Annotated in this window: 20 protein-coding genes and 1 pseudogene; 9 read left to right on the top strand and 12 right to left on the bottom strand. The window is 70.7% G+C overall.

Features of this window, described 5'->3' with window-relative positions; translation table 11 throughout:
* Position 1: 1 nt before the first annotated feature.
* Complete coding sequence (locus ACYVJ0_RS09690; protein WP_460817549.1) at positions 2-1,393, bottom strand: class-II fumarase/aspartase family protein; 1,392 nt, start codon at positions 1,391-1,393, stop codon at positions 2-4.
* Between the two features lie 111 nt (positions 1,394-1,504).
* Here ACYVJ0_RS09690 and ACYVJ0_RS09685 point away from each other — a divergent pair, with 111 nt between their 5' ends.
* From ACYVJ0_RS09685 to ACYVJ0_RS09675, 3 genes are read left to right on the top strand one after another with little or no spacing between them, the layout of a single operon-like run.
* The gene (locus tag ACYVJ0_RS09685) at positions 1,505-1,873 is read left to right on the top strand and encodes a GntR family transcriptional regulator (protein WP_449853049.1); all 369 of its coding nucleotides are present in this window, start codon (positions 1,505-1,507) and stop codon (positions 1,871-1,873) included.
* A gap of 15 nt (positions 1,874-1,888) precedes the next feature.
* Positions 1,889-2,812 carry an ABC transporter ATP-binding protein gene (locus tag ACYVJ0_RS09680; RefSeq protein WP_449853125.1) on the top strand — a complete coding sequence of 308 codons (924 nt, stop codon included), beginning with the start codon at positions 1,889-1,891 and terminating at the stop codon, positions 2,810-2,812.
* Entirely contained in the window at positions 2,809-3,531 is a 723-nt protein-coding gene (locus ACYVJ0_RS09675) for a hypothetical protein (RefSeq protein WP_460817547.1), read from the top strand. The genes ACYVJ0_RS09680 and ACYVJ0_RS09675 overlap by 4 nt, the downstream gene beginning before the upstream one ends.
* Before the next feature lie 106 nt (positions 3,532-3,637).
* Here the strand turns inward: ACYVJ0_RS09675 and ACYVJ0_RS09670 are convergent, their stop codons facing one another.
* Genes ACYVJ0_RS09670 through ACYVJ0_RS09650 form a run of 5 tightly spaced genes read right to left on the bottom strand, consistent with a single transcriptional unit; the run spans position 3,638 to position 8,823 of the window.
* Complete coding sequence (locus ACYVJ0_RS09670) at positions 3,638-4,822, bottom strand: bifunctional 2-methylcitrate synthase/citrate synthase (RefSeq protein ID WP_460817545.1); 1,185 nt, start codon at positions 4,820-4,822, stop codon at positions 3,638-3,640.
* 28 nt (positions 4,823-4,850) lie between these two features.
* On the bottom strand, positions 4,851-5,750 hold the full coding sequence (gene prpB, locus ACYVJ0_RS09665; RefSeq protein ID WP_449853046.1) for a methylisocitrate lyase: 900 nt from the start codon (positions 5,748-5,750) through the stop codon (positions 4,851-4,853).
* Positions 5,750-7,276 (bottom strand): MmgE/PrpD family protein, encoded by a 1,527-nt coding sequence (locus tag ACYVJ0_RS09660; protein ID WP_460817544.1) that lies wholly within the window; start codon positions 7,274-7,276, stop codon positions 5,750-5,752. The genes prpB and ACYVJ0_RS09660 overlap by 1 nt, the downstream gene beginning before the upstream one ends.
* Positions 7,277-7,313: 37 nt before the next feature.
* On the bottom strand, positions 7,314-7,625 hold the full coding sequence (locus ACYVJ0_RS09655) for a chorismate mutase (protein ID WP_449853044.1): 312 nt from the start codon (positions 7,623-7,625) through the stop codon (positions 7,314-7,316).
* A 22-nt stretch (positions 7,626-7,647) separates the two neighbouring features.
* Entirely contained in the window at positions 7,648-8,823 is a 1,176-nt protein-coding gene (locus ACYVJ0_RS09650; RefSeq protein WP_460817542.1) for a thiolase family protein, read from the bottom strand.
* Between the two features lie 111 nt (positions 8,824-8,934).
* On the opposite strand from ACYVJ0_RS09650, the gene ACYVJ0_RS09645 reads away from it, so the two are divergent.
* Positions 8,935-9,693 (top strand): SDR family NAD(P)-dependent oxidoreductase, encoded by a 759-nt coding sequence (locus ACYVJ0_RS09645; protein WP_460817540.1) that lies wholly within the window; start codon positions 8,935-8,937, stop codon positions 9,691-9,693.
* A gap of 40 nt (positions 9,694-9,733) precedes the next feature.
* Here ACYVJ0_RS09645 and ACYVJ0_RS09640 read toward each other — a convergent pair whose 3' ends face one another.
* From ACYVJ0_RS09640 to ACYVJ0_RS09615, 6 genes are all read right to left on the bottom strand, one after another.
* Positions 9,734-11,113: a lactonase family protein gene (locus tag ACYVJ0_RS09640; protein ID WP_460817539.1), complete on the bottom strand. Its 1,380-nt coding sequence runs from the start codon at positions 11,111-11,113 to the stop codon at positions 9,734-9,736.
* 191 nt (positions 11,114-11,304) lie between these two features.
* Positions 11,305-12,591, bottom strand: a complete 1,287-nt coding sequence (locus ACYVJ0_RS09635; protein WP_460817537.1) for an adenylosuccinate synthase — start codon at positions 12,589-12,591, stop codon at positions 11,305-11,307.
* 70 nt (positions 12,592-12,661) lie between these two features.
* Positions 12,662-16,072, bottom strand: coding sequence for a DEAD/DEAH box helicase family protein (locus tag ACYVJ0_RS09630; RefSeq protein WP_460817535.1), 3,411 nt, complete (start codon positions 16,070-16,072; stop codon positions 12,662-12,664).
* 273 nt (positions 16,073-16,345) lie between these two features.
* Positions 16,346-17,035, bottom strand: a complete 690-nt coding sequence (locus ACYVJ0_RS09625; protein ID WP_460817534.1) for a DUF3800 domain-containing protein — start codon at positions 17,033-17,035, stop codon at positions 16,346-16,348.
* Positions 17,035-18,198, bottom strand: a complete 1,164-nt coding sequence (locus ACYVJ0_RS09620) for a restriction endonuclease subunit S (RefSeq protein ID WP_460817532.1) — start codon at positions 18,196-18,198, stop codon at positions 17,035-17,037. Before ACYVJ0_RS09620 ends, ACYVJ0_RS09625 begins: the two co-directional genes overlap by 1 nt.
* A complete protein-coding gene (locus tag ACYVJ0_RS09615; protein WP_460817530.1) occupies positions 18,195-19,667 on the bottom strand; it encodes a type I restriction-modification system subunit M in 1,473 nt (490 codons plus the stop codon). Before ACYVJ0_RS09615 ends, ACYVJ0_RS09620 begins: the two co-directional genes overlap by 4 nt.
* Positions 19,668-19,739: 72 nt before the next feature.
* On the opposite strand from ACYVJ0_RS09615, the gene ACYVJ0_RS09610 reads away from it, so the two are divergent.
* The 5 genes and pseudogenes from ACYVJ0_RS09610 to ACYVJ0_RS09590 all read left to right on the top strand — a co-directional run.
* Positions 19,740-20,453: a Pr6Pr family membrane protein gene (locus tag ACYVJ0_RS09610; RefSeq protein ID WP_460817528.1), complete on the top strand. Its 714-nt coding sequence runs from the start codon at positions 19,740-19,742 to the stop codon at positions 20,451-20,453.
* 152 nt (positions 20,454-20,605) lie between these two features.
* Positions 20,606-21,607 (top strand): AAA family ATPase, encoded by a 1,002-nt coding sequence (locus ACYVJ0_RS09605; protein WP_460817526.1) that lies wholly within the window; start codon positions 20,606-20,608, stop codon positions 21,605-21,607.
* Positions 21,608-21,611: 4 nt separating this feature from the next.
* Positions 21,612-22,505 carry a DUF58 domain-containing protein gene (locus ACYVJ0_RS09600; RefSeq protein WP_460817524.1) on the top strand — a complete coding sequence of 298 codons (894 nt, stop codon included), beginning with the start codon at positions 21,612-21,614 and terminating at the stop codon, positions 22,503-22,505.
* Positions 22,489-23,004 (top strand): hypothetical protein, encoded by a 516-nt coding sequence (locus tag ACYVJ0_RS09595; RefSeq protein WP_460817523.1) that lies wholly within the window; start codon positions 22,489-22,491, stop codon positions 23,002-23,004. The genes ACYVJ0_RS09600 and ACYVJ0_RS09595 overlap by 17 nt, the downstream gene beginning before the upstream one ends.
* Positions 22,995-23,228, top strand: a pseudogene (locus ACYVJ0_RS09590) (hypothetical protein); the annotation flags it as partial. The gene ACYVJ0_RS09595 and the pseudogene ACYVJ0_RS09590, both read left to right, overlap by 10 nt.

Raw genomic sequence — 23,228 nt, 5'->3', positions numbered from 1 at the left:
CTCAGCGTCCGGCGACGGCCTCGCGGGCGCGGTGGGCGGCGTCGCGGGCTATCTGCGGCGAGAGGCCGACGTGCTTGGCCGGATCGAGCAGGTCGCGGATCTGCGGGGCCGAGAGCGCGCCGGCCACGCGCTCGTCGTCGATGAGCAGCTCCTCGAAGTCGTCCTCGTCGGTGCGAATCGCCTGCATCGCGATCTCGTACACGATCCGGTGCGCCTCGTCCCGTCCGATCTCCTCGCCCAGCGCGAGCATGACCGCCTCGGAGCCGATCATGTTGCCGCTGAGCTCCAGGTTGCGGCGCATCCGGTCGGGGAACAGGTCGAGGCCCCGCAGCACGATCTTCAGGCGCATGAGCATGTCGCCCATCGCGATGAGGGCGTTCGCCATGGTGGTCTCGAGCTTGGCGGTCGCCCCGCCGTCGGCCTCGTGCGGGTGGATCACCGCGCCCACGGCCTCGGGGGCCAGCGCGCGCAGCTGCGCCGACAGGTCGAGCACGTCGGCGCACAGCTTGGGGTTGCGCTTGTGCGGCATGGTCGAGCTGCCCACCGATCCCTCGGGCACGGGCTCGGACACCTCGCCGAACTCCGTCTGCATGCCCGTCTCGATCTCGATCGCGACGCGGCCGGCCGAGGCCGCGACGAGCGCGAGGTCGGAGATGTACGCCGACTGCGGCGACAGCAGCGCCCGCGAGGGCACGGGCATGGGCTCGAGCCGCAGCTTCTCGGCCACGCGCTGCTGCACCTTCGGGCCGATGGACCCGAGCGACCCGAAGCTGCCGACGGCGCCGGCCATCATCACCCGCAGGCACGGCTGCACGCCCCGGCGGATGCGGTCGTGGCCGCGCAGGAAGTCGTCGATCCACGTGGCCACCTTGAGGCCGAACGTGATGGGCACGGCGTGCTGGCCGTGCGTGCGACCCGGCATGATCATGGTCGCCGAGCGCTCCGCGAGATCGGCCATCGCCTCCAGGCAGTCCAGCAGCAGCTGATCGATGATCCGATGCGCGCGCTTGATGAGGATCGCGTTGCCCGACTGCGTGATGTTCTGGCTCGTCGCGCCCCAGTGCACCCAGCCGCCCGCCGGCTCGCCGGCCACGCGCACGAGCTCCTCGATGAGCGGCACGAGCGGATGCCCCTGGATGCGCATGCCCTCGACGACGCGGGCGAGATCGAGGTTCTCGAGCCGCGCGACCTCGGTGATCCGCGCCGCCGCGTCCGCCGGGACGACGCCCAGCTCGGCCTCCGCCTGGGCCAGCGCCGCCTCGACGTCGAGCCACGCCTGCCAGATGCTCTCCTGCGTGTAGAGGGCGCGGATGCCGGCGTCGGGGACGCTGTAGTCCGTGAATCGACCGGCGTCGCCCGCAACCTCGGCGATCGACGGGATTCTGCTGCCCACCTTCGCCACCCTACTCCGCCCGCCGCGGCTCGCTTCCGGGACCCGTTGACATCCCCTCGGTTCCATGGTTCATTAGTCGAGTAACTAACCGACAAACCGACGGGAGACGCGGTGCCAGACGACGGCAAGCCCCTTTTCCTCCAGATCGCCGAGCGGGTGGAGGACGAGATCGTGGACGGCACCCTGCCCGAGGAGACGCAGGCGCCGTCGACGAACGAGCTCGCCGCGTTCCATCGCATCAACCCGGCCACGGCGGCGAAGGGAGTGAACATGCTCGTCGAGAAGGGCGTGCTGTACAAGCGCCGCGGCATCGGCATGTTCGTCGCCGAGGGCGCCCGCGAGCTGCTGCTCGCCGAGCGGCGTGCCGCCTTCGCCGACGCCTACGTGCTGCCGCTGCTCAACGAGGCCCGCCGCATCGGCCTCGCCCCCGACGACGTCCGCGCGCTCATCAGCGAGCACGCGAACCAGCCCACCCCCTGACACGGAAGGACCATGATGGACCCCGTCATCGAGGTGCAGAACCTCACCAAGCGCTACAAGGACAAGCTCGCGCTCGACGATGTGAGCTTCACCATCCAGCGCGATGCGATCTACGGCTTCCTCGGCCGCAACGGCGCCGGCAAGACCACGGCGATGTCGATCCTGACCGCGCAGAACTTCGCCACGAGCGGGTCCGTCAGGGTCTTCGGCGAGAACCCCTACGAGAACGCGCGCGTGCTCAACCGCATGTGCTTCGTGCGCGAGAGCCAGAAGTACCCGGACGAGGCGAACGCCAAGACGGCCTTCGCCTCCGCGCGGCTGTTCTTCCCGAACTGGGATCAGGGGCTGGCCGACGAGCTCATCGACGACTTCCAGCTGCCGCTGAAGACCATCACCAAGAAGCTCTCGCGCGGCCAGCTCTCGGCCGTGGGCGTGATCATCGGGCTCGCCTCGCGCGCCGAGATCACGTTCTTCGACGAGCCGTACCTCGGCCTCGACGCGGTGGCGCGCCAGATCTTCTACGACCGCCTGCTGCAGGACTACGCGGAGCACCCGCGCACGATCATCCTCTCGAGCCACCTCATCGACGAGATCTCCAACCTCATCGAGCGGGTGCTGGTGATCGACCGCGGCCGGATCCTCATGGACCAGTCGGTCGACGAGGCCCGCAGGCAGGCCACGAACATCGTGGGCGACGCCGAGCAGACGGAGCGCTTCGTGCGCGGCCGCGAGGTGCTGCACCGCGAGTCGCTGGGACGCGTCGCCTCGGTCACCTTCCTCGGGGAGCTCACGGATGCCGAGCGCCGGGAGGTCGCCGCGGCGGGCCTCGACTTCGCGCCCGTGCCGCTCCAGCAGCTGATCGTGCGCCTCACCCAGCATGAGGCTGCGAGCGCCACGGCCGGCATCGAACACACCAGCACCGAAGGAGCACTGCGATGACCACCGCCACCGCCCCCGCCCGCCGCAGCCTCGCGGGCCGCACCCTGAACGTCGTGCGCCTGCAGCTGATCAACGCCCAGTCGTTCGTGTGGGTGCCGCTGCTGATCCTCGGCGCCGCCATCGCGATCTCGCTGCTCATCTTCGGCATGGTGCCCGGCGGCGAGGTCAAGGTGGCCGGGGGCGCCAACGCACCTCTGTGGTACTTCCTCGCCATCGGCATCCAGGCGATGACCCTGAGCTTCCCCTTCTCCCAGGCGATGAGCATCACCCGGCGGGAGTTCTTCGTCGGAACGGTCATCGTCGGCGCGATCGGCGCGGCGATGATGGCCACGATCTTCCTGGCCCTGGCGGCCATCGAGGCCGCGACGAACGGGTACGGCCTGAACGGGCGCATCGCCTATCTGGAGTGGTTCTTCGAGCCCGGGTGGGCGTCCGCCTGGCTCATCTACTTCACCATCACGCTGCTGCTGTACGTCGTGGGCTTCTGGATCGGCACCATCTGGAAGCGCTTCGGAACCCTCGTGCTCACGAGCGTGCTCGTCGTGCTCGGCCTCGCCCTCGTGGTCGCGATCTTCGTGATCACGCGCACCGAGTCGTGGGAGCCCGTCATCACGTGGTTCGCCCAGACGGGTCCGCTCGTGCTGACGCTGTGGGGCCTGCTCCTCACGGCGGTGCTGTCGGTGGGCGCCTACGCCACGCTCCGCAAGGCGACGGTGTAGCCGGCACCTCCGGCGGCCGCGCCGTCGCGCACAGATCTCGCGCTTCCTCCCAGGGATTCGACCGGACCCTGGGAGGCGGTGCGGGATCTGTGCGATTGCGCGCGGCTCAGCCGGACTCGGCCTCGCGCTGCAGCGCCTCGCGCTCGGCCTCGGTCGGCTCGTAGCCCTGCACGTGCCGCTCGTCCGGGCCGTTGTACTCCGAGAGCGGGCGGATGAGGGCGTTGGACGCCTGCTGCTCCATGATGTGCGCCGTCCACCCCGTCACGCGCGCCGCGATGAACAGCGGCGTGAAGGTGAGGGTGTCGAATCCCATGAGGCTGTAGGCCGGGCCCGACGGGTAGTCGAGGTTCGGGTAGATGCCCTTGCGCTCGACGAACTCGCGCTCGAGCGTGCGGTAGAGCTCGAGCACGTCGGGCCGGTCGTAGTGCGCGGCCAGGCTCTCGAGTGCCACCTGCATCGTGGGCACGCGCGAGTCGCCGCGCTTGTACACCCGGTGCCCGAAGCCCATGATCTTGCGCTTCTCGGCGAGCGCCTTCTCGAGCCACGGCACGACGTTCTCGGCCGATCCGATCTCGTCGAAGATGTGCAGCACCGCCTCGTTCGCGCCGCCGTGCAGGGGGCCCTTCAGCGCCCCGATCGCCCCCACGACGGCCGAGTACAGGTCGCTCAGCGTCGAGGTCACGACGCGGGCGGTGAAGGTCGAGGCGTTGAACGAGTGCTCGGCGTACAGGATCATCGAGCGGTTGAAGGCGTCGACGACGACCGGATGCGCCTCCTCGCCGAACGTCATCCAGAGGAAGTTCGCGGCGTAGTCGAGGTCGTCGCGCGGCGCGATGAGCTCCTGCCCGCGGCGGCGGCGCTGGCCGTACGCGACGATGGCCGGCAGCGCGGCGAACAGCCGCACGCTGCGCGCGAGGTTCTCCTCGGGCGTGCCGAGCGCGTCCATCACCGACCCGGATCCCGCGGTGTCGCGCGCGCCGATCACGCTCACGGCCGTGCGCGCCTCGTCCATCGGGTGCGCCTCGAGCGGCAGCAGGTCGATCGCGGCCCGCACCTCGGGGGCGAGCGCGCGATGCCTGCGCTCCTCGGCGCGCAGCGCGGCCAGCTCTTCGCCCGTGGGCAGCTCGCCATGCCACAGCAGGTGCGCGACCGCCTCGAACGGCTGCGTCGCGGCCAGCTGCTGCACCGGATAGCCGCGGTACAGCAGGCTGTTCGTCTCCGGGTTGACCTTCGACACCGCGGTGGTGTCGACGACGACCCCGGCGAGGCCCTTCCTGATCTCGTCCGTCACGATCTCGCTCCCTTGCAGATCCGTCGGATCACCTGGTGATCTCGAAGTCGAAGATGCCCGAATCGAAGGTGTTGTAGCCCGCGTAGTCGAGCAGGTCGTACAGGTCGGCGCGGTGCTGCATCTCGCCGAGGCGAGACGTGAGCCGGCCCTCGTCGTTCAGGGTATCGAGCGCCCGCTCCGCCGCGCCCATCGCCATCCGCAGCAGCGAGACGGGCCAGATCACGATCCGCACGCCCGCGTCGCGCAGCTGGTCGACGCTGAACAGGTCGCTCTTGCCGAACTCGGTCATGTTGGCCAGGATCGGCACGTCCACGGCCTTGGCGACGGCCTCGAACTCGGCCAGGTCGGCCATCGCCTCGGGGAAGATCGCGTCCGCGCCCGCGTCGACGAGCTTCTTCGCGCGCTCCACGGCGGCGTCCAGGCCCTCGATCGCGCGGATGTCGGTGCGGGCCATGATCAGGAAGTTCGGGTCGCGCCGCGCGTCTGCGGCGGCCCGGATGCGCTGCAGCGCCGTGTGCTCGTCGACGACCTCCTTGCCGTCGAGGTGCCCGCAGCGCTTGGGGTTGACCTGGTCCTCGATGTGGCAGCCGGCCAGGCCCGCGTCCTCGAGCGTCTGCACGGTGCGGGCGACGTTCATCGGCTCGCCGAAGCCGGTGTCGGCATCGACGATCGCGGGCAGCTCGGTCATCCGCGCGATCTGCTGCGCGCGGCCGGCCACCTCGGTGAGCGTGGTGAGGCCGATGTCGGGCAGCCCGAGGTCGGCCGACAGCACCGCGCCCGAGATGTACACGCCGTCGAAGCCCTTGCGCTCGATCAGCCGGGCCGACAGCGGGTTGAACGCGCCGGGGAACCGCAGCAGCTCGCCCGAGTCCAGCCGCTCGCGGAACAGGCGCCGCTTCTCGTGCGCCGGGGTCTGGGCGTACAGCATCAGAACAGTCCCCTCGGGCTCGGCGCCTGCTCGAGCAGGCCGGGGCGCGCCACGATCGTGAGGCGCCGCACCTCGTCGGCCGTGAGCTCGGGCAGGCGCTGGGCGAGGTCGAGGAAGCGGTCGATCTCGTCCGGCTCGAGCGCGGGCTCGGCCAGCAGGCGGAACTTGCGGATGTAGTCGGCACGGGCGAACGGCCGGGCGCCGAGCGGATGGGCGTCGGCCACGGCGATCTCGTCCGTGACCGTGGATCCGTCGGCCAGGCGGATCTCCACCCGCCCGCCGAACGCCTTCTCGTCCGGGTCCTCCGAGTGGTAGCGGCGCGTCCACTCGTCGTCGAGCGCCGTGGTCACCTTGCGCCACAGCTCGACGGTGTCGGGCCGCGCCGCGCGCACGGGCGCGTACGAGTCGACGTGGTGCCAGCCGCCATCCTGCAGCGCCACCGTGAAGATGTACGGGATCGAGTGGTCCAGCGTCTCGCGCGACGCGGTCGGGTCGTACTTCTGCGGGTCGCCCGATCCCGATCCGATGACGACGTGCGTGTGGTGGCTCGTGTGCAGCACGATGCTCTCGACGTTGCGCGGGTCGCGGATCTCGGGGCGCTCGGCGCCGAGGCGACGGGCCAGGTCGATCCACGCCTGCGCCTGGTACTCGGCCGAGTGCTCCTTCGTGTAGGAGTCGAGGATCGCGCGCTTCGGCTCGCCGGGAGCGGGCAGCGGCACCTCGTAGCGGGCATCCGGACCGTCGAGGAGCCACGCGATCACGCCGTCCTCGCCCTCGTAGATCGGCGAGGGGCTCGTCTGGCCGCGCATCGCCCGGTCGACGGCCTCGACCGCCATCTTGCCGGCGAAGGCGGGAGCGTGCGCCTTCCACGTGCTGATCTCGCCCTTGCGGCTCTGGCGTGTGGCGGTGGTGGTGTGCAGCGCCTGCGACACGGCCTGGAAGACGACGGCCGGGTCGAGGCCGAGCATCGTCCCGATGCCCGCGGCGGCCGACGGGCCCAGGTGCGCGACGTGGTCGATCTTGTGCTTGTGCAGGCTGATGGCGCGCACGAGGTCCATCTGGATCTCGTAGCCCGTGGCGATGCCGCGCAGCACCGCGCGGCCGTCCGATCCGGCGTGCTGGGCGACGGCGAGGATCGGCGGGATGTTGTCGCCCGGGTGCGAGTACTCGGCCGCGAGGAACGTGTCGTGGTAGTCGAGCTCGCGCACCGCCACGCCGTTCGCCCACGCCGCCCACTCGGGGCTCGTGAGCCGGTCGAACGCGCAGCCGAACAGCGTCGATCCCGCCCCGCCGCGCGAGACGGGGTGATCCAGCGCCTGCGCGCGCGCCGCGTTGATGGGCCCGCGCGTGAGCGAGGCCGCGGCGACGGCGGCGTTGTCGATGATGCGGTTGACGATCATCTCCGCCACGTCGTCGTCGACCTCGACCGGATCGGCGGCGACCTCGGCGATCTTCCACGCGAGCTGCTGCTCGCGGGGCAGCGGCTCGTCGCTGCGGTAGGTGCGGACGGGATGGATGACGGTCATGCTGCTCCTTGCTCGGCGGCGGGATCGGCGGGCGCGGTCACGGCCGCTCGTTCTCCTCGGCGCCCGCCGCGACGTGATGCCGGATCACCTCGGCCACGACGAACTTGAACCACTTCTCGGCGAACTCGGGGTCGAGGTGCGCCGCCTCGGCCAGCTCGCGCAGGCGGGACACCTGCCGCGCCTCGCGATCCGGATCGGAGGCCGGCATGTCGTGCTGCGCCTTCAGCTGCCCCACCTGCTGCGTGGCGCGGAAGCGCTCCGCGAGCAGATAGACCAGCGCCGCGTCGATGTTGTCGATGCTGGCGCGCAGGCGCAGCAGCGCTGCGTACGGGTCCTCGGGCGTGCTCATACCGCGAGCCTACCGAGCCGGATCAGAGCCGCTCGATGATCGTCGCGTTCGCCATGCCGCCGCCCTCGCACATCGTCTGCAGCCCGTAGCGGCCGCCCGTATGCTCGAGGTGCGCGAGCATCGTGCCGAGCAGGCGCGTGCCCGACGCCCCCACCGCGTGCCCGAGCGCGATCGCGCCGCCCCACGGGTTGAGTCGCTCCGGGTCGGCGCCGAGCTCGGCGGCCCACGCGAGCGGCACGGACGCGAAGGCCTCGTTCACCTCGTACACGTCGATGTCGTCGAGCGCCAGCCGCGCGCGCTCGAGCACGCGCCGGGTGGCCGGGATCGGCGCGGTGAGCATGAGCAGCGGATCGTCGCCGACCGCACTGAAGGCGTGGAACCGCGCGCGCGGCCGCAGCCCCAGCCGCTCGGCCCGCTCCTCGCTCATGATGAGCACGGCGGAGGCGGCGTCGGTGAGCGGCGATGAGTTGCCCGCCGTGACGTCCCACGTCACCTCGGGGAAGCGCGCCTCCAGCTCGGACGTGCGGAACGCCGGCGGCAGCGCCGCGAGGGCCTCGGCCGTGGTCGAGGGGCGGATCGTCTCGTCGCGGTCGAACGCGCCGGCCCCGACCGGCACGGGCACGACCTGCGAGTCGAAGAGCCCGGCCTCCCACGCCGCCGCGGCGCGGCGGTGCGATTCGGCGGCGTACGCATCGAGCCGCTCGCGAGAAAGGTCCCACCTGCGCGCGACGAGCTCGGCCGAGACCCCCTGGCCGACCAGGCCGTCCGGGTAGCGCCGCGCGATCCCCTCCGCCCGCACGGATCCCTCGGCCGACGACCCCAGCGGCACCCGGCTCATCGACTCGACGCCGGCGGCGATGACGACGTCGTACGCGCCGGCCATCACGCCCTGCGCCGCGAACGAGACGGCCTGCTGGCTCGATCCGCACTGCCGGTCGATGGTCACCGCCGGCACCGACTCGTCGAACCCCGCGGCGAGCACCGCCTGCCGCGCGATGTTGGAGCCCTGGTCGCGCAGCTGGCTGACGCAGCCCATGATCACGTCGTCGACCTGCGCCGACTCGAGGCCGCTGCGTTCCAGAAGCACGGCGAGCACGTGCGCCGCGAGGTCCACGGGATGCACCTCGGCGAGCGCGCCGCCCGGCTTGCCCTTGGCCGACGGGGTCCGTACCGCGTCCACGATCACCGCGTTCTGCATGTCCACTCCTTCTTGCGCCCGCGTCGCCCTCGACATCGGCGCGTCGATCCCTTCGAATGGTCACAGGACGCCGGTGCCCGCGTCCACCCCCGCAGCGACGCAGGAGGAACCATGGAGCTCACCCACACCGCCGCCCTCGTCACGGGCGGCGCCTCGGGACTCGGCGCCGCGACCGCCGAGCGGCTCGCCGACGCGGGTGCGCTCGTCGTCGCGCTCGACCTGCCCGAGGCGGTCGAGGGCCGCACCTGGGGCGACGCGATCCGGTACGTCGGCGGCGACGTGACTGATCCGGCTCAGGTGTCGGCGGCGCTCGACGCGCTGGGCGAGGGCGATCCGCCGCTGCGCGTCGTCGTGAACTGCGCGGGGATCGCGCCGGCCCGCAAGGTCCTGTCCTCGCGCGGGCCGCACGACCTCGAGCTGTTCCGCCGCACCGTCGAGGTCAACCTCGTGGGCACGTTCAACGTGCTGCGCCTGGGCGCCGAGCGGATCGCGCGCGCCGAGCCCGACGGCGACGGGCAGCGCGGCGTCATCGTCAACACGGCCTCGGTCGCCGCCTTCGAGGGGCAGATCGGCCAGGCGGCGTACGCCGCGTCGAAGGGCGGCGTCGTGGGGCTGACGCTGCCGGCCGCCCGCGATCTGGCCGCGCACGGCATCCGGGTGAACACGATCGCGCCCGGCATCGTCGACACGCCCCTGCTCGCCTCGCTCGGGCCCGAGGTGGGCGCCTCGCTCGCCGAGGCGATCCCGTTCCCCCGCCGGCTCGCGCGGCCGGACGAGTTCGCCCGGCTCGTGCAGGCGATCGTGGAGCACGACTACCTCAACGGCGAGACGATCCGCATGGACGGCGCCCTGCGCATGGGGCCGTCGTAGGGCCGGGATCGGCCCGCGGGCGGATCAGCCGGCGGGCGGATCAGCGCCCGAGAGGCAGGATCCGCGTCGGCGTCGGGTAGTCCAGGCGGTGGCGCACGCGCCCGGGGAAGCCGGTGCGCTCGTCGAGCGGCAGCGAGACGATCTCGCTCGACCCCTGGCCCGCGACGAGCAGGGTGTCGCGCACGATCGCGTGGTGGCGCGGCGTGGCGACGCCCGACTCGGCGAGCGCGACCGGCTCGAGGCGGTCGCCGTCCCCCGCCACACGCAGCACCGAGATCGTGTCGCTGCCGCGCAGGCCCGCGTACAGGAACGCCCCGTCGCGCGAGGGCGCGAGCTCGGCGGCCGTGTCGCCCTCGGCGGCTCCGGTCTGCGCGCCGGCGCGCAGCGCCCACCGGCCGTCGGCCCCGCGCGCGAGCACGAACACCTCGCACGAGAGCTCTGTCACCACGTAGAGGAAGCCGCTGGGGTGCAGCACCATGTGCCGCGGCCCCGTGCCGAACGGCAGCACGACCTCGTGATCCGGCACGAGGCCGGTCGCGCCCACGCGCCAGAACCGCACGAGATCGAAGCCCAGATCGGTCGTCGCGACGCGCCCGTCGGGCAGGAACAGCGCCGCGTGCGCGCGCGACGGCCGCGGCTCGGCCGGCGCGGGCGCCGCGCCGCGCAGGGCGTCGGCGAGCGCTTCGTCCTGGCCGTCATCGCCTTCGGCGCCGCCGGATCGGCGCGCGCGGTCCAGCAGATCGCGCACGGCGGGATCGTCGAACGGGTCGGCCTTCCCGCCGAGCAGCGCCCGCAGTTCGGCGGCCGGATCCGATCCGTCGTCCGTGCCGGCCAGCATCGCCGCGATCCGCCCCGGGTCTGCCCCGCCGCCCACGAGCGCCCCGAGATCAACGGCCCCCGCCCAGTCGGGCAGGGCCGTGTCGTCGCCGAACCCGCCCTCGTTCGCCGAGCCCGCGCCCGATCCGATGCGGGCTCGCGGATCGGGCGCGGGTTCGGCGGAGTACGGGTCGTGGGCCTCGGGGGCGAGGGCGGGCTCGCCCAGGCGGCCGTCGGCGGTGAGGGGGATGTGCACGACGCGGCCGTCGCCCCAGCACGAGGCGATCAGGCGCGAGCCGTCGGGCGCGGCGGCCACGTGACAGACGGCCTCGCCCGCCGCGGCGGGCTCGCCCAGCGGGATCAGCGTCGCCTCGCCCGTGCGCCGGAACGCGGCGACCTGCTGCGCGCCCTCGAGCGCGGCGTACAGCACGGGCGCCGACGGGTGCGGCGCGAGCCACGTGGGCGACGGCGTCTCGACCGCATCGCCGCGATGCGCCAGCGGCCCGGATGCCAGCGGCGCGTCGGCGTCGCCCGCCGTCACGACGCCGATCCCGGCGCCGTCGCCGCCCATGTCCGATCCGCGCCCGCCGATGAAGAACCTCATGCGCCCATCCTGCCCCGCCGCAGCCGCGCCTTCGACACCTCGACAACCCTCGGTTGCTGAACGCAGGCGTGCAGCGCGCCGGAGAGGACGCGACCAGCGCAACCCGGCCGGCGGGCTTGCGGTGGTCGCCTCATCTCCGCGGCCAGCGGCCGCTCCGTTCAGCAACCGATGAGGCCCGCGGCCAGTGAGGCTCAGTCGACGAGGTCGTGGCGGACGATCACCTGGTCGCGCGAGGGGCCGACGCCGATGACCGAGATACGCGTGCCGCTCATGCGCTCGAGCGCCAGCACGTAGTCCTGCGCCGTCTGCGGCAGGTCCTCGAACGTGCGGCAGCCCGAGATGTCCTCGCTCCAGCCGGGGAAGTGCTCGAGGATCGGCTGGGCGTGGTGGAAGTCGGTCTGGTTCACCGGCACCTCGTCGAACCGGCGCCCCTCCACGTCGTACGCCACGCAGACGGGGATCTGCTCGAGGCCCGTGAGCACGTCGAGCTTGGTGAGCACGAGGTCGGTGATGCCGTTGATCCGGGTCGCGTAGCGCGTGATGGGCGCGTCGTACCAGCCGACGCGGCGCGGGCGGCCCGTCGTCGTGCCGAACTCGAAGCCCTTCGCCCGCAGCCAGTCGCCCTGCTCGTCGAACAGCTCGGTCGGGAACGGCCCGGAGCCGACGCGCGTCGTGTAGGCCTTGACGATGCCGACGATCCGGTCGAGGCGGTTCGGGCCGACGCCCGATCCCGTGGACGCGCCACCCGCCGTCGCCGACGACGACGTGACGTACGGGTAGGTGCCGTGGTCGACGTCGAGCATGGTGGCCTGGCCGCCCTCGAACACGACGACCTCGCCGCGCTTCAGGGCCTCGTCGAGCAGGTAGCCGGTGTCGGCCACGAGGGGCGCGAGGCGATCGGCGTACGAGAGGAGGTCGTCGACGATCTCGTCGACGGTGATGGCGCGGCGGTTGAACACCTTCACGAGCAGGTGGTTCTTCTGGTCGAGCGCGCCCTCCACCTTCTGGCGCAGGATCGACTCGTCGAACAGGTCCTGCACGCGGATGCCCACGCGGCTGATCTTGTCGGCGTACGCGGGACCGATGCCGCGGCCCGTCGTGCCGATCTGCTTCTTGCCGAGGAAGCGCTCGGTCACCTTGTCGAGCGTGCGGTGGTAGTGCGTGATGAGGTGCGCGTTCGCGCTCACGCGCAGCTTCGACACGTCCACGCCGCGCGCCGAGAGCGCGTCGAGCTCGGCGAAGAGCACCTCGGGGTCGATCACGACGCCGTTGCCGATGACGGCGTTGACGCCGGGCGACAGGATGCCGGAGGGCAGCAGGTGCAGCGCGTACTTCTCGTCGCCGACCACCACCGTGTGGCCGGCGTTGTTGCCGCCGTTGAACTTCACGACCCAGTCGGTGCGGTCGCCGAGCAGGTCGGTGGCCTTGCCCTTGCCTTCGTCGCCCCACTGGACGCCCACGATGACGATGCCTGGCACGGGTTCCCCCTCTGATCGGGTGCGCTACCCGTCGATCCTACCGAGCGCCCCGGCGACGCCCCCGCGCGCGTCAGGCGGCGGGCGTGGCGGACGCCTCGATCTCGCGGAGAACGTCCACGACAATCCGCTGGTGTTCCTCGTCGGGGAAGACGACGTCGATGCGCGTGGACTCGCGATCCGTGTAGGGGCTGTCGAAGAGGCGCCTCGGGTCCATCTCGCCTCGGCTGGTGAGCTCGTCCACCACCATGCGCAGGAACTCCATCTGGCCCGATGTCAGGCCACCGAATGCCAGTCGGGCGGCGAACGCGGCTTCGGCCGCCGAGCGGTCGAGACCGACCAGCGAGCGGACGAAGATGCCGAGTCCTCGATCACCCGTCACCCTGGCAAGAGCCTCCGGCGTGCCCTCCCCCTGCTCGATGAGGATGCGCTCGAGTTCGCCGAGATCCGTCTCGGTCAGCGGCAGATTGCGGCGCAGTCTCTGGATGGCGAGGTGATCGCGGTGCGCGCGGATGTACGCCGTGACCTTCTCGCGGAAGCGAGCCTGGTCGACCCCGACGGCGACGATCGGGAGGTCGACGCCGCGCCGCTCGCCCAGATCGTCTGCCCAGTCCACGACCACGACCTTGCGCTTCTTCCTGTCGAGGAACTGGACGAGGCCTCGGATCGCGCGTCGCGCGTGCTCGAGCATCGCCAGCGTGACGCCCTCCCACCACTCGTCGCTCGTGAGCGCCTCGAGAAGTTCTGCCTGGTCCGCGACCTGCGGGACCGCGAGCTTCTCGAGCAGCAGCCTCGCCACCTGCTGCACGTTGTCGCGCATGCGACGCGCGGTCGCCTCGTCCCCCTCGAGTTGCGCCAGCTCGCGGCGCAGCAGGAGCAGGTCGAACCTCTTCGCCTGCTCGTCGTCGTCGGCCACCGCCGTCGGCATGCCGCCCAGCGCGGCGGCGACGTCTCCCGCCTCGACCGCGCCGATCGGCGCCTGCCACGCCGCGATGTCCCGGTATCGCTCGATGAGCTCCCGGTGCGGGCGCGCAACGAACGACTCCGCGGGAATCCCGGCGACGAACTCGCTCAGCCACGCGGCGGCAGAGGCGCGGGCCTCCGCGTCGTCCGTACCCGGGGCGATCCTGCTGACGAGCGCCGCGCGCGTCGCGAAGAGTCGGCTGCCCAGTGATGCCGGCACCGAAGCAGCGCGATCGGCGGGCTCCATCCGGAAGAAGTCGAGGTTGCCGCAGAAGTCGAAGACCCGGAAGCCCGACTTGTCGTCGGTCGATGGGTCGCCCGTGTCGCCGAACACCCCCGGTGCCAGTCGCGTTCCGCGCCCGATCATCTGCCAGAATTTGGTCTTCGAGTGCACCTCCTTGAACAGCACGAGATTGAGCACCTCGGGCACGTCGATGCCGGTGTCGAGCATGTCGACGCTGATCGCGATGTGCGGGGCCTTTGCCGGCTGTGAGAAGTCGTCGATGAGGCGCTGCGCGTACGAGGACGCGTGTGTGATCACCTGCGCGAAGTCCCCACCGAGGTGGGGGTACTGCGCATCGAACCGCTCCTTGATGAAATCCGAGTGGCGCTGATTCTTCGCGAAGACGATCGTCTTGCCGAGTCGGTCACCTCCTGCCACCCGGTGGCCATGGGTCATGAGCTCGGCAAGCGCCTTGTCGACCGTGTCGGCGTTGAAGAGCGTGCGGAAGACCCGGGCCGCCTCAACCTCGATCGGCGGGTCGTCGTGGTCGCTCTCCTCGTCCCAATCCAGGGTGTCCCACTCCTCCCGCTCCTCCTCGGAGAGGTCGTCGTAGCGCACGCCACGGCGGTGGAAGCCGAGGTCATATGAGTAGCCCTCCGGCCCGACGAGGTAACCGTCCGCGATCGCCTCATCGAGCGGGTACGAGTCTGTCGGCACGCCGGGCTCGAGGCCGAACAGCCGGTACGTGCTCCGCGCGATGTCGTCCACGGGCGTGGCGGTCAGACCGAGCAGCAGCCCGTCGAACCAGTCGAACAGCGCGCCGTACTTCTGGTACACCGAGCGATGCGCCTCGTCGATGACGATGAGATCGAAGAACCCCGGCCCGAACCGCCGTTCGCCGCGCGGGCCCCGGTCGCCGTCGACGAGATTCATCATCGTCGGATAGGTGGAGAGGTAGACGCGGCCCTTGGTGACCCTGTCAGACGTGAGATTCACGGTGGCGACGTCGGGAAGGTGCTCGGAGAACGCCCGCCCGGCCTGACTGACGAGCGCGGTCCGGTCGGCGAGGAACAGCACGCGCTTGACCCAGCCCTGCGCCATGAGCTGCTTGACGAGCGCGACAGTGGTGCGCGTCTTCCCGGTGCCGGTCGCCATGACCAGCAGTGCCCTGCGCTGGAGCGCATCGAAATGCTCCCCGACCTTCGCGATCGCGCGGAGCTGGTACGGACGCCCAGCGATGGCCGTGTCGACAGGCGCGGCCGTGAGCGGCCGACGGAGCGCGCGGCGTTCGATCATCAGCTCCAGCTCGTCGCGCGTGTAGAAACCGGCGACGGCGCGCGGCGGATAGCCGGCGGCGTCGTCCCAGATCTGGTGCCGATCGCCGTTGGACAGGAAGATGACGGGTCGCCGCCCCGTGACCGCCTCCAGCCGGTCCGCATAGAGCTTCGCCTGCGGGCCGCCGGCAGCCGGATCTTTGATCGTGCGCTTCGCCTCGACGAGCGCGAGCGGGAGCCCGTCGGCGCCCCACAGCACGTAGTCGACGTACCCGACGCCCGACTCGTTGACGCCGGGGATGACCGGCATGCCCTCGACCCTGTACTCGCGGTCGCGGGGCTGATCGAGCGGCCATCCGGCCTCGTGGAGGAGGAGGTCGATGAGCTGACGACGAGTGTCGTCCTCGCGGTAGTCGTGAGTGTCCGCAGTCGCGTCCGCCGCCTGCGCCGCCGCGATCTGCTGCCGCAGCCGCGCGATCTCGGCGTCGCGCTCCGCGAGAGTCGCGTCGCGCTCCGCGAGCGCCCGCTCCGCGGCCTCCTGATCCGCCTTGATCCGCTTCGCGAGCGCGATCTGCTGCTCGGCCGTGAGGGGTGCGCGCCGCTTCACGATATCGACATCGAACTGCGATCCGAGCGGCGCCGCCTCGGGGAACGTCGAGTAGTGCTTGACGGTCCAGACCACGACGTCGAAGAGGTGCCGCAGCAGCTCGAGCGCCTCCCGCGACGAGAGCTTGCGCTTCTCGTGGACGGCGTCATTGCCGACTCGGCGGATGATGTTCATCTTCGCGTTCACGACGGACGTGCGCAGCTTGAACTGGTTGTCGTTCATCCGCGCGTTGAGATCGCTCCGGTACGGCTCGAGCAGACCGAAGACCTCGACGAACAGGTACTCGACGAGCGCCTCCACCGCGCTGCGCGCGTACTTGCCCGCCGCCTGCGCGTCGGAGAGAACGTACGACTCCGCCCGCTGACACGCCTCATACAGCTCCGGCCACTCGTCGCGGATGAACCCGAAGTTGCTCACCGATCCCCCGATCACACAGAAGTCAGGATCAGCGTATCGGCGCCGTGCGACATCACACGGCCGCCGGTACCATCGACCAACCCCTGGCGCGCCTCGGCGCCCAGTTGGAGTGCCCGGATGGCGGTTTGGCCGGGCACTCGGAATGTCAGGCCCGAGCCCGTCAATCGGTGCTCTTGGGAATGTCCGAGGATCGTGAGACGCTTACGTCAGTGGTGGCCAGCGACAAGACGTCCAGGGGATGTCTTCCTCCGGGATAGCTGGCCGCCCTCGTTCTCACCGCCAGATGGACGGCGTCTCGGACAACTGACCCCACGGGAAGAACACGGAGTTCGTCGTCGGCCTGATGTAGTCATCCCACCAGGTACCGCTCTTCGCCATCGCGCGACGTTGCACCGCCCAGAGTGCGTAATCAGCCACCTGAAGGCCCCAGGCCGTCTCGGCGTTCCAGACGCACAGCGTGTAGTTCACGGCCACCTGGGAGCAGACGTCGCGTAGCGCTGCCCTCGCTTCGGTGAGCCGCCGGGCCGTGCCGAGTGTCGCAACGATCACGATCAGACGATCCCCCGGCTTCGTCACCTGCGGCACGAGGTACTTCAGGTGCATGAACCAGGCCAACTTGTACAGCCGCATCTCGCCCTCAGAGCGGATGCGCGGGTAGGCGTTCTCCTTCAGCAACAGCGTGGCGTCGATGCGTGGAGCCTGACGCTGGATCTCCGCGAACACCTCCGCCTTGGTCGTCTTCGAGTCCTTGATCGCATGGAATCCGTCAGCAAGCGATCGCTCATTCGCTCCTATGCGGTGCTCCAGCTCGACGCGCAGTTGGAGCCCGCCCTGAAGCGCCTCGCCATGACCGTCGCGATACGTGGCGGTGCCGAAGCCGAAGTACGGCGTCGCGCCCGACTTGCCCTGCGGCGCGTAGTCCAGGTTGCCGGTCTCGTCGGCATAGACATAGACATCAGCCATCACAGCTCCCCGCGGAAGGCGCGGTGCTGGAGGGCGGCAAAGAGCTCGTCGTCGGCCTCGAGCGCACGAGCGACGCGAGCGCGCTCGGCGTGGATCGCCTCGACCTTGGCGGCGAACTCCTGCTGCAGGGCGAGGGGCGGGACGGGGATCCAAAGCGCGGACAAACGGGACTTCGAGATATTTGACATCGATGCAGCCGATCCGCCGGCGAGCCCGCGTACTCGGCGCCGCATCCGTCGGGACATCAGGAGAGCCTGAACGTACGCACCGTCGAGACGTTCATGATCTATGTTGAGGCGGAACACGAGGTCTGGGATCGCCAACCGCGGCGGAACGTCCCTCACAAACACAACGGCACCCACCAACTCGGGCGTGTTCTTGCGAGTCATGAGGACATCGCCGTCCTTCACCTCGTGCCTGCGAAGGAAACTTGCATCGCCGAGGAAAGCCTTGTTCTCCCACGGTCGGAATTTCCCGTAGGTCACCGCGCCTAGCTTGAGGACGCCCCACTCATCTCCTACCGCTGCGCGAGGTTCCGCGACGGGGCTGACACCACTGTCGATGGACGGAACCACCTCACCCAACGGGACAACCGCGTCGGACCGCCCGGCGAACATCTCATGAAAGAGAGCCTGGGGGAGGGCGTCGAGGTGGGCGAGCTGGGCGCGGCGCTTCGCGCGGATCGCATCGGCCGCGTCAAGGATCGCCGCGATCCGCTGTTGTTCAGAAACGGGCGGGAGCGGCATCTCCAGCGCGCCGAGCCCTGCATTAGTTAATGCCCGTTGTGTCGCGCCCGCACTCAAGCTGTCCATCGTCAATTGAGTTTCCGACGAGCGCAACCAGTGCTTCAGGAAGTGCACATTGGCGCGCTCAGGCCGCGGACGAAGAATGGCGAATCCGGTTGAGAACACGGCCCTCGACGCACGCTCATCCATCACGAAGACTTTTGCGGTCGCAGCCATACGCGCAAACGCGATGTCGCCGGGGGCACCCACCAAGTCCGCGCGTGACGGTCGCTCTTCGTATGTGATGGCGACACCGCCGAGATTCCCCTCATCATCGGCATCGCCAGTCGCGATATATCTACGTACCCCAACCCAAGGGGTCACGCGGTCCTTCACGAGGGGTGCGACCTCCAGAAGCCGAACGCGCTGCCACGTCACGCCAGCAACCCCCGCAGTTCCTGCACGCCGTCCGCGATCTCCGCGTTGAGGCGCTCGACGTCGGCGAGGATGTCGGCCACCGGGCGGTGCTCGACCTCCTCGTACTCGACCTCCTTGTAGCGGTTGATGGACAGGTCGTAACCCTGCCCGCGGATCTCGTCGGCGGGCACGAGGAACGACTGCTCCGTGCGGGCGCGCTCCTTCTCCCCCGCACGGTTCCGCCAGCGGGTGAGCACGTCGGGCAGATCCGACGTCTCGAGCTTCGTGCGCTTGTCGTCAAGCGAGAAGCCGTCGCTGCGCACGTCGTAGAACCAGACGTCGTCGGTGCCGCCGGCCCCCGTCTTCGTGAAGAACAGGATCGCCGTCGACACCCCGGCGTACGGCCTGAAGACGCCCGACGGCAGCTTCACGACGGCGTCGAGCTTGTGCTCGTCGACGAGCATGCGGCGCATGTCCTTGTGGGCCTTGCTCGATCCGAACAGCACGCCGTCGGGCACGATCACCGCGGCGCGACCGCCCGTCTTCAGCAGGCGCAGGAAGAGCGCGAGGAACAGCAGCTCGGTCTTTTTGGTTTTGACGACGCGCTGCAGCTCCTTGCTCGTCGCCTCGTAGTCCAGAGAACCGGCGAACGGGGGGTTGGCGAGCACCATGTCGTACGACTCCGCGTCATCCGCCGATCCCTCCGCGAGCGAGTCGCGGTAGCGGATGTCGGGTGCGTTCACGCCGTGCATCAGCATGTTCATCGAGCCGATCCGCAGCATCGTGGAGTCGAAGTCGAAGCCGTGGAACGCCGAGTGGTGGAAGTGCTTCGACTGCACCTGGTCGACGAGCACATCGGGGTGCTCCGCGCGGATGTACTCCGCGGCGGCCATCAGGAAACCGGCGGTGCCGCAGGCGGGATCGACGATCTCCATGCCGGGCTTCGGGGCCATCATGTCGACCATCAACTGGATGATGTGCCGCGGGGTGCGGAATTGCCCGTTGACGCCGGCCGAGGCGATCTTCGACAGCAGGTATTCGTAGAGGTCGCCGTTCGTGTCGCGATCCTTCATCGGGATCTCGTCGAGCTGGTCCATGACCTTGCCGAGCAACGCCGCGCTCGGGATCGTGAAGCGCGCGTCGCGCATGTGAGCGCCGTAGGTGGTCTCCACCCCCGCGATCTCCGATCCGAGACCGCGCAGGAACGGAAACACCTCCTCCGACATGACTTCGTACACCGCTGCGCTGTCGCCATTCGCCCGCAGCCGCGACCAGCGCAGATGCTCCTGGCCCTCACCGAACGGCATCGGGCGCGACGTCGAGCCGGTCAGCCGCAACTCGTGTTCGGCGTCGGTCTGCTGGTCGTCGAGGCGGCGGAGGAACAGCAGATAGGTGATCTGCTCGATCACCTCGAGCGGGTTCGAGATGCCGCCCGACCAGAACGCGTCCCAGACCCGATCGATCCTGCTCTTGAGTTCACCCGTGATCACGGATCGAGCTTACGTGCGGCCGCCGACACCTCCGGGTCCGGCTTCGCCCCGCACACCGCTACTGTGACTCGCATGACGACGCACGCGCCGGCGGCGCGCACCCGGGTCCGGACCGCCGTGTGGGGCATCCTGCGGCTCGCCGCCGCGGCCCTCATCGCGGCGGCGGTGATCGCCCAGCTCGACCGCACCCTGCAGAACGCCGTGGCGAACGACTTCCACCTGCCCACGGTGACGGCGAACTTCCTCAGCTTCTTCACGATCGAATCGAACGTGCTCGCGGCCGTCGTGCTCGTCGTCGCCGCCGTGCGCGGCTGGACGTCGCGCGAGGAGCGCGATCCGGCCTGGCTGGCGGTCGCGCTGGCCGCCGTCACGACGTTCATGATCATCACCGGCCTCGTCTACAACCTCCTGCTGCGCGGCATCGAGTTGCCCCAGGGCCAGACCGTGCCGTGGTCGAACGAGGTGCTTCACGTGGTGGGGCCGCTGCTCCTGCTGCTCGACGCGCTGTTCGCCCCGCGCCGGCGCGGCCTGCCGTGGGGCACGGTCGGGATCATCGTGATGTACCCGATCGCGTGGGCCGTCTACACCCTCGTCCGCGCGGGCCTCATCACCAACCCGGGCACGGGCGAGCCGTGGTGGTACCCGTACCCGTTCCTCAACCCGCACGTGCAGGGCGGGTACGGCGGGGTCGCGCTGTACATCGTCGGGATCGCGGCGGCGTTCGCCCTCGTGGCGTGGGCGGTCGTCGCGCTCGGGCGCCGGCGCGACCCGCTGCTCGAGCGCTGAGGCGCCGGCGCGACCCGGACCGCGCGGCCGTCGACGGCTGACCGGGCAGAACTCCCCCACGCCCGGGTCGCCGCGGCGCACGTAGGCTGACCGAGGGCCGCCTCGACGCGGCACCACGCGACTTGCGTCCCGCACACAGGTAAGGGGAGCCGATGCCCGCGACGAGCGCCGCACCGACCGAGCAGGAACTGGCCCGCGCCCGCGAGGTCCTCGACCACATCGCCGCGTCGTACTCGCTGCGCATGGTCGGTCAGGAGCGGCTGCGCACGAGCCTGCTCGTCGCGCTCATCGCCAACGGCCACATCCTGCTCGAGTCGGTGCCGGGCCTGGCCAAGACGACGGCGGCCAGCACGCTCGCCGACACCGTCGCGGCGGAGTTCAAGCGCATCCAGTGCACGCCCGACCTGCTGCCGAGCGACATCACGGGCAACCAGGTGTACGACGCCTCGACGGGCACGTTCCGCACGGTGCTGGGCCCGGTGCACGCCAACTTCGTGCTGCTGGACGAGATCAACCGCTCGAGCGCCAAGACGCAGAGCGCCATGCTCGAGGCGATGCAGGAGCGCCAGACGACGATCGGCGGCGAGGTGCACCACCTGCCCAAGCCGTTCCTCGTCATCGCGACGCAGAACCCCATCGAGCAGGAGGGCACCTACGAGCTGCCCGAGGCGCAGCTGGACCGCTTCCTCATGAAGGAGATCGTCGACTACCCGAGCCCCGCCGAGGAGTTCGAGGTGCTGCGCCGCATCGACACGGGTGTGCTCGATCCGGATCGTCACCTCGACAGCACCGCCACGCTCGAGGACGTGCTGCTCATGCAGGATGTCGCGCGCCGCATCCACGTCTCCGACGCGATCCGCAACTACATCGTGGGCCTCGGCTACGTCACGCGGAACCCCGCCCCGTACATCGGCGAGGAGCGGGCGCGCTACATCAAGTACGGCGCGAGCCCGCGCGCGAGCATCGCGTTCCTGCAGTGCTCGCGCGCGCTCGCGCTCATCAACGGCCGCACGCACGTGCTGCCGGAGGACGTGCGCGCGCTGCGCCACCTCGTGCTGCGCCACCGCGTGCTGCTCACCTTCGAGGGCGAGGCCGACGGCATCCGCAGCGAGGACCTCATCGACGCGATCTTCCAGTCGGTGCCGACCCCGTAAGCCCATGGCCACCCTGCTCACCCGGGTGAAGGGCCGGCTCTTCATCCACTCGCGGCGCAAGTCGGTGCACGCGCTCGACGGTGCGTACGCCTCGCTGCTGCACGGGCGCAGCCTGGACTTCGAGGACCTGCGGCGCTACGAGCACGGCGACGACATCCGCGACATCGACTGGCGCGCCACGGCGCGGCTGTCGACGCTGCTCGTGAAGCGCTCGCGCGCCACGCGCATGCACACGATCCTGTTCGCCGTCGACACGGGACGGCGGATGGCGGCGGTGGCGCCGGACGAGACCTCGAAGAAGGAGCTGGCGATCATGACCGTCGGCGCGCTGGGGCTGCTGAGCGTGCGCCACGGCGACGACGTCAGCGTGCTCTACGGCGACGCCGCCGACGTGCGCCGCACGCCGCCGCGCCGGTCCGAGGGCGCGCTCGAGCACGCGCTGCGCACGATCGACGCGGCGTGCACCCCGGCCTCGGCCCCGAGCGACCGCGCGGCGCTGCTGCGCACGATCGCCCGCACCGTGCAGCGCCGCATGATCATCGCCGTCGTCACGGACGAGGCGCCGCTCACCGACGAGCACGAGGCGGCGCTGCGGCGCCTGCGCGTGCAGCACGACGTGCTGTGGATCACGGTGCGCGACGCCGATCCGGTGCTCGAGCGGGCCTCGCGCGACGCCCGGCGCGACGTCGACAGCGGGTGGCGGGTGCCGGAGTTCCTGCACGGCGACGAGGAGGTGCGGCGCGAGCTCGCGGCCGAGCGCGAGGCCGAGGACGCCCGCCGCGCCGAGACGCTGAACGCGCTCGAGATCAGCCACGCCGACGTGTCGACGCACGACGACGTCGTGCCGCGGCTCATCGCGCTGCTGCACAGGAGGGCCGCCCATGTCGGCGCGCGCTGAGGCGGCGGCGCGACTGGCCGCGCCCGCCGACGAGCTCTACCCGCCCGTGCAGTACGGCGGCGGCTGGCTGCTGCTGGCCGCCGCGATCCTCGTCGTCATCGTGCTGGCCGTGTGGCTCATCCTGTTCCTCACGCGCGAGCGCCCCGTGAAGGCGCCGCCGGCCGACGACGGCCGCCCCACCGCGCAGGCACTCGATGCCCTGCGCGGCGACTACCTGCGCCGGATCGACGAGGTCGAGCGCGCGTACGCCGACGGCGCGCTCACCCCCCGCCGGGCCAACCACGAGCTGAGCGGTCTGACCCGCGCGTTCGTGAACGAGTACACCGGCATCGCCGCGCCGGTCATGTCGCTCGACGAGCTCGAGGCCCACGGCGTGCACCCCGCGCTCGTCGACGCGGTCAAGCGCCACTACTACCCGAGCCTGTTCGCCCGCGGTCCCGTCATCGATCCGCACGCCGGCGCAGCCGCGGCCCGCGAGGTGGTGAACGCATGGCACTGACGAGCATCTGGCCCCTCATCGCCATCGCCGTGGCGGCCGTGGTGGCGATCGGCGCGGGCCTGGCGTGGGGACTGCGTCGGGGCCGCGGCGCGCGCGGCGGCGACGGCGGACTCCCGGCGCGCGCCGAGCGGCTGCGCGAGTTCCCCGCCGTGCGGCGGGCCACGCGCCGCCGTGCCGGCGGCGTCGTCGTGGCGCGTCCCATGGCGGCGCAGACGATCGTGCCC

Source organism: Microbacterium petrolearium, assembly GCF_054782875.1.
This window is presented reverse-complemented; position numbering and strand designations above follow the sequence as displayed.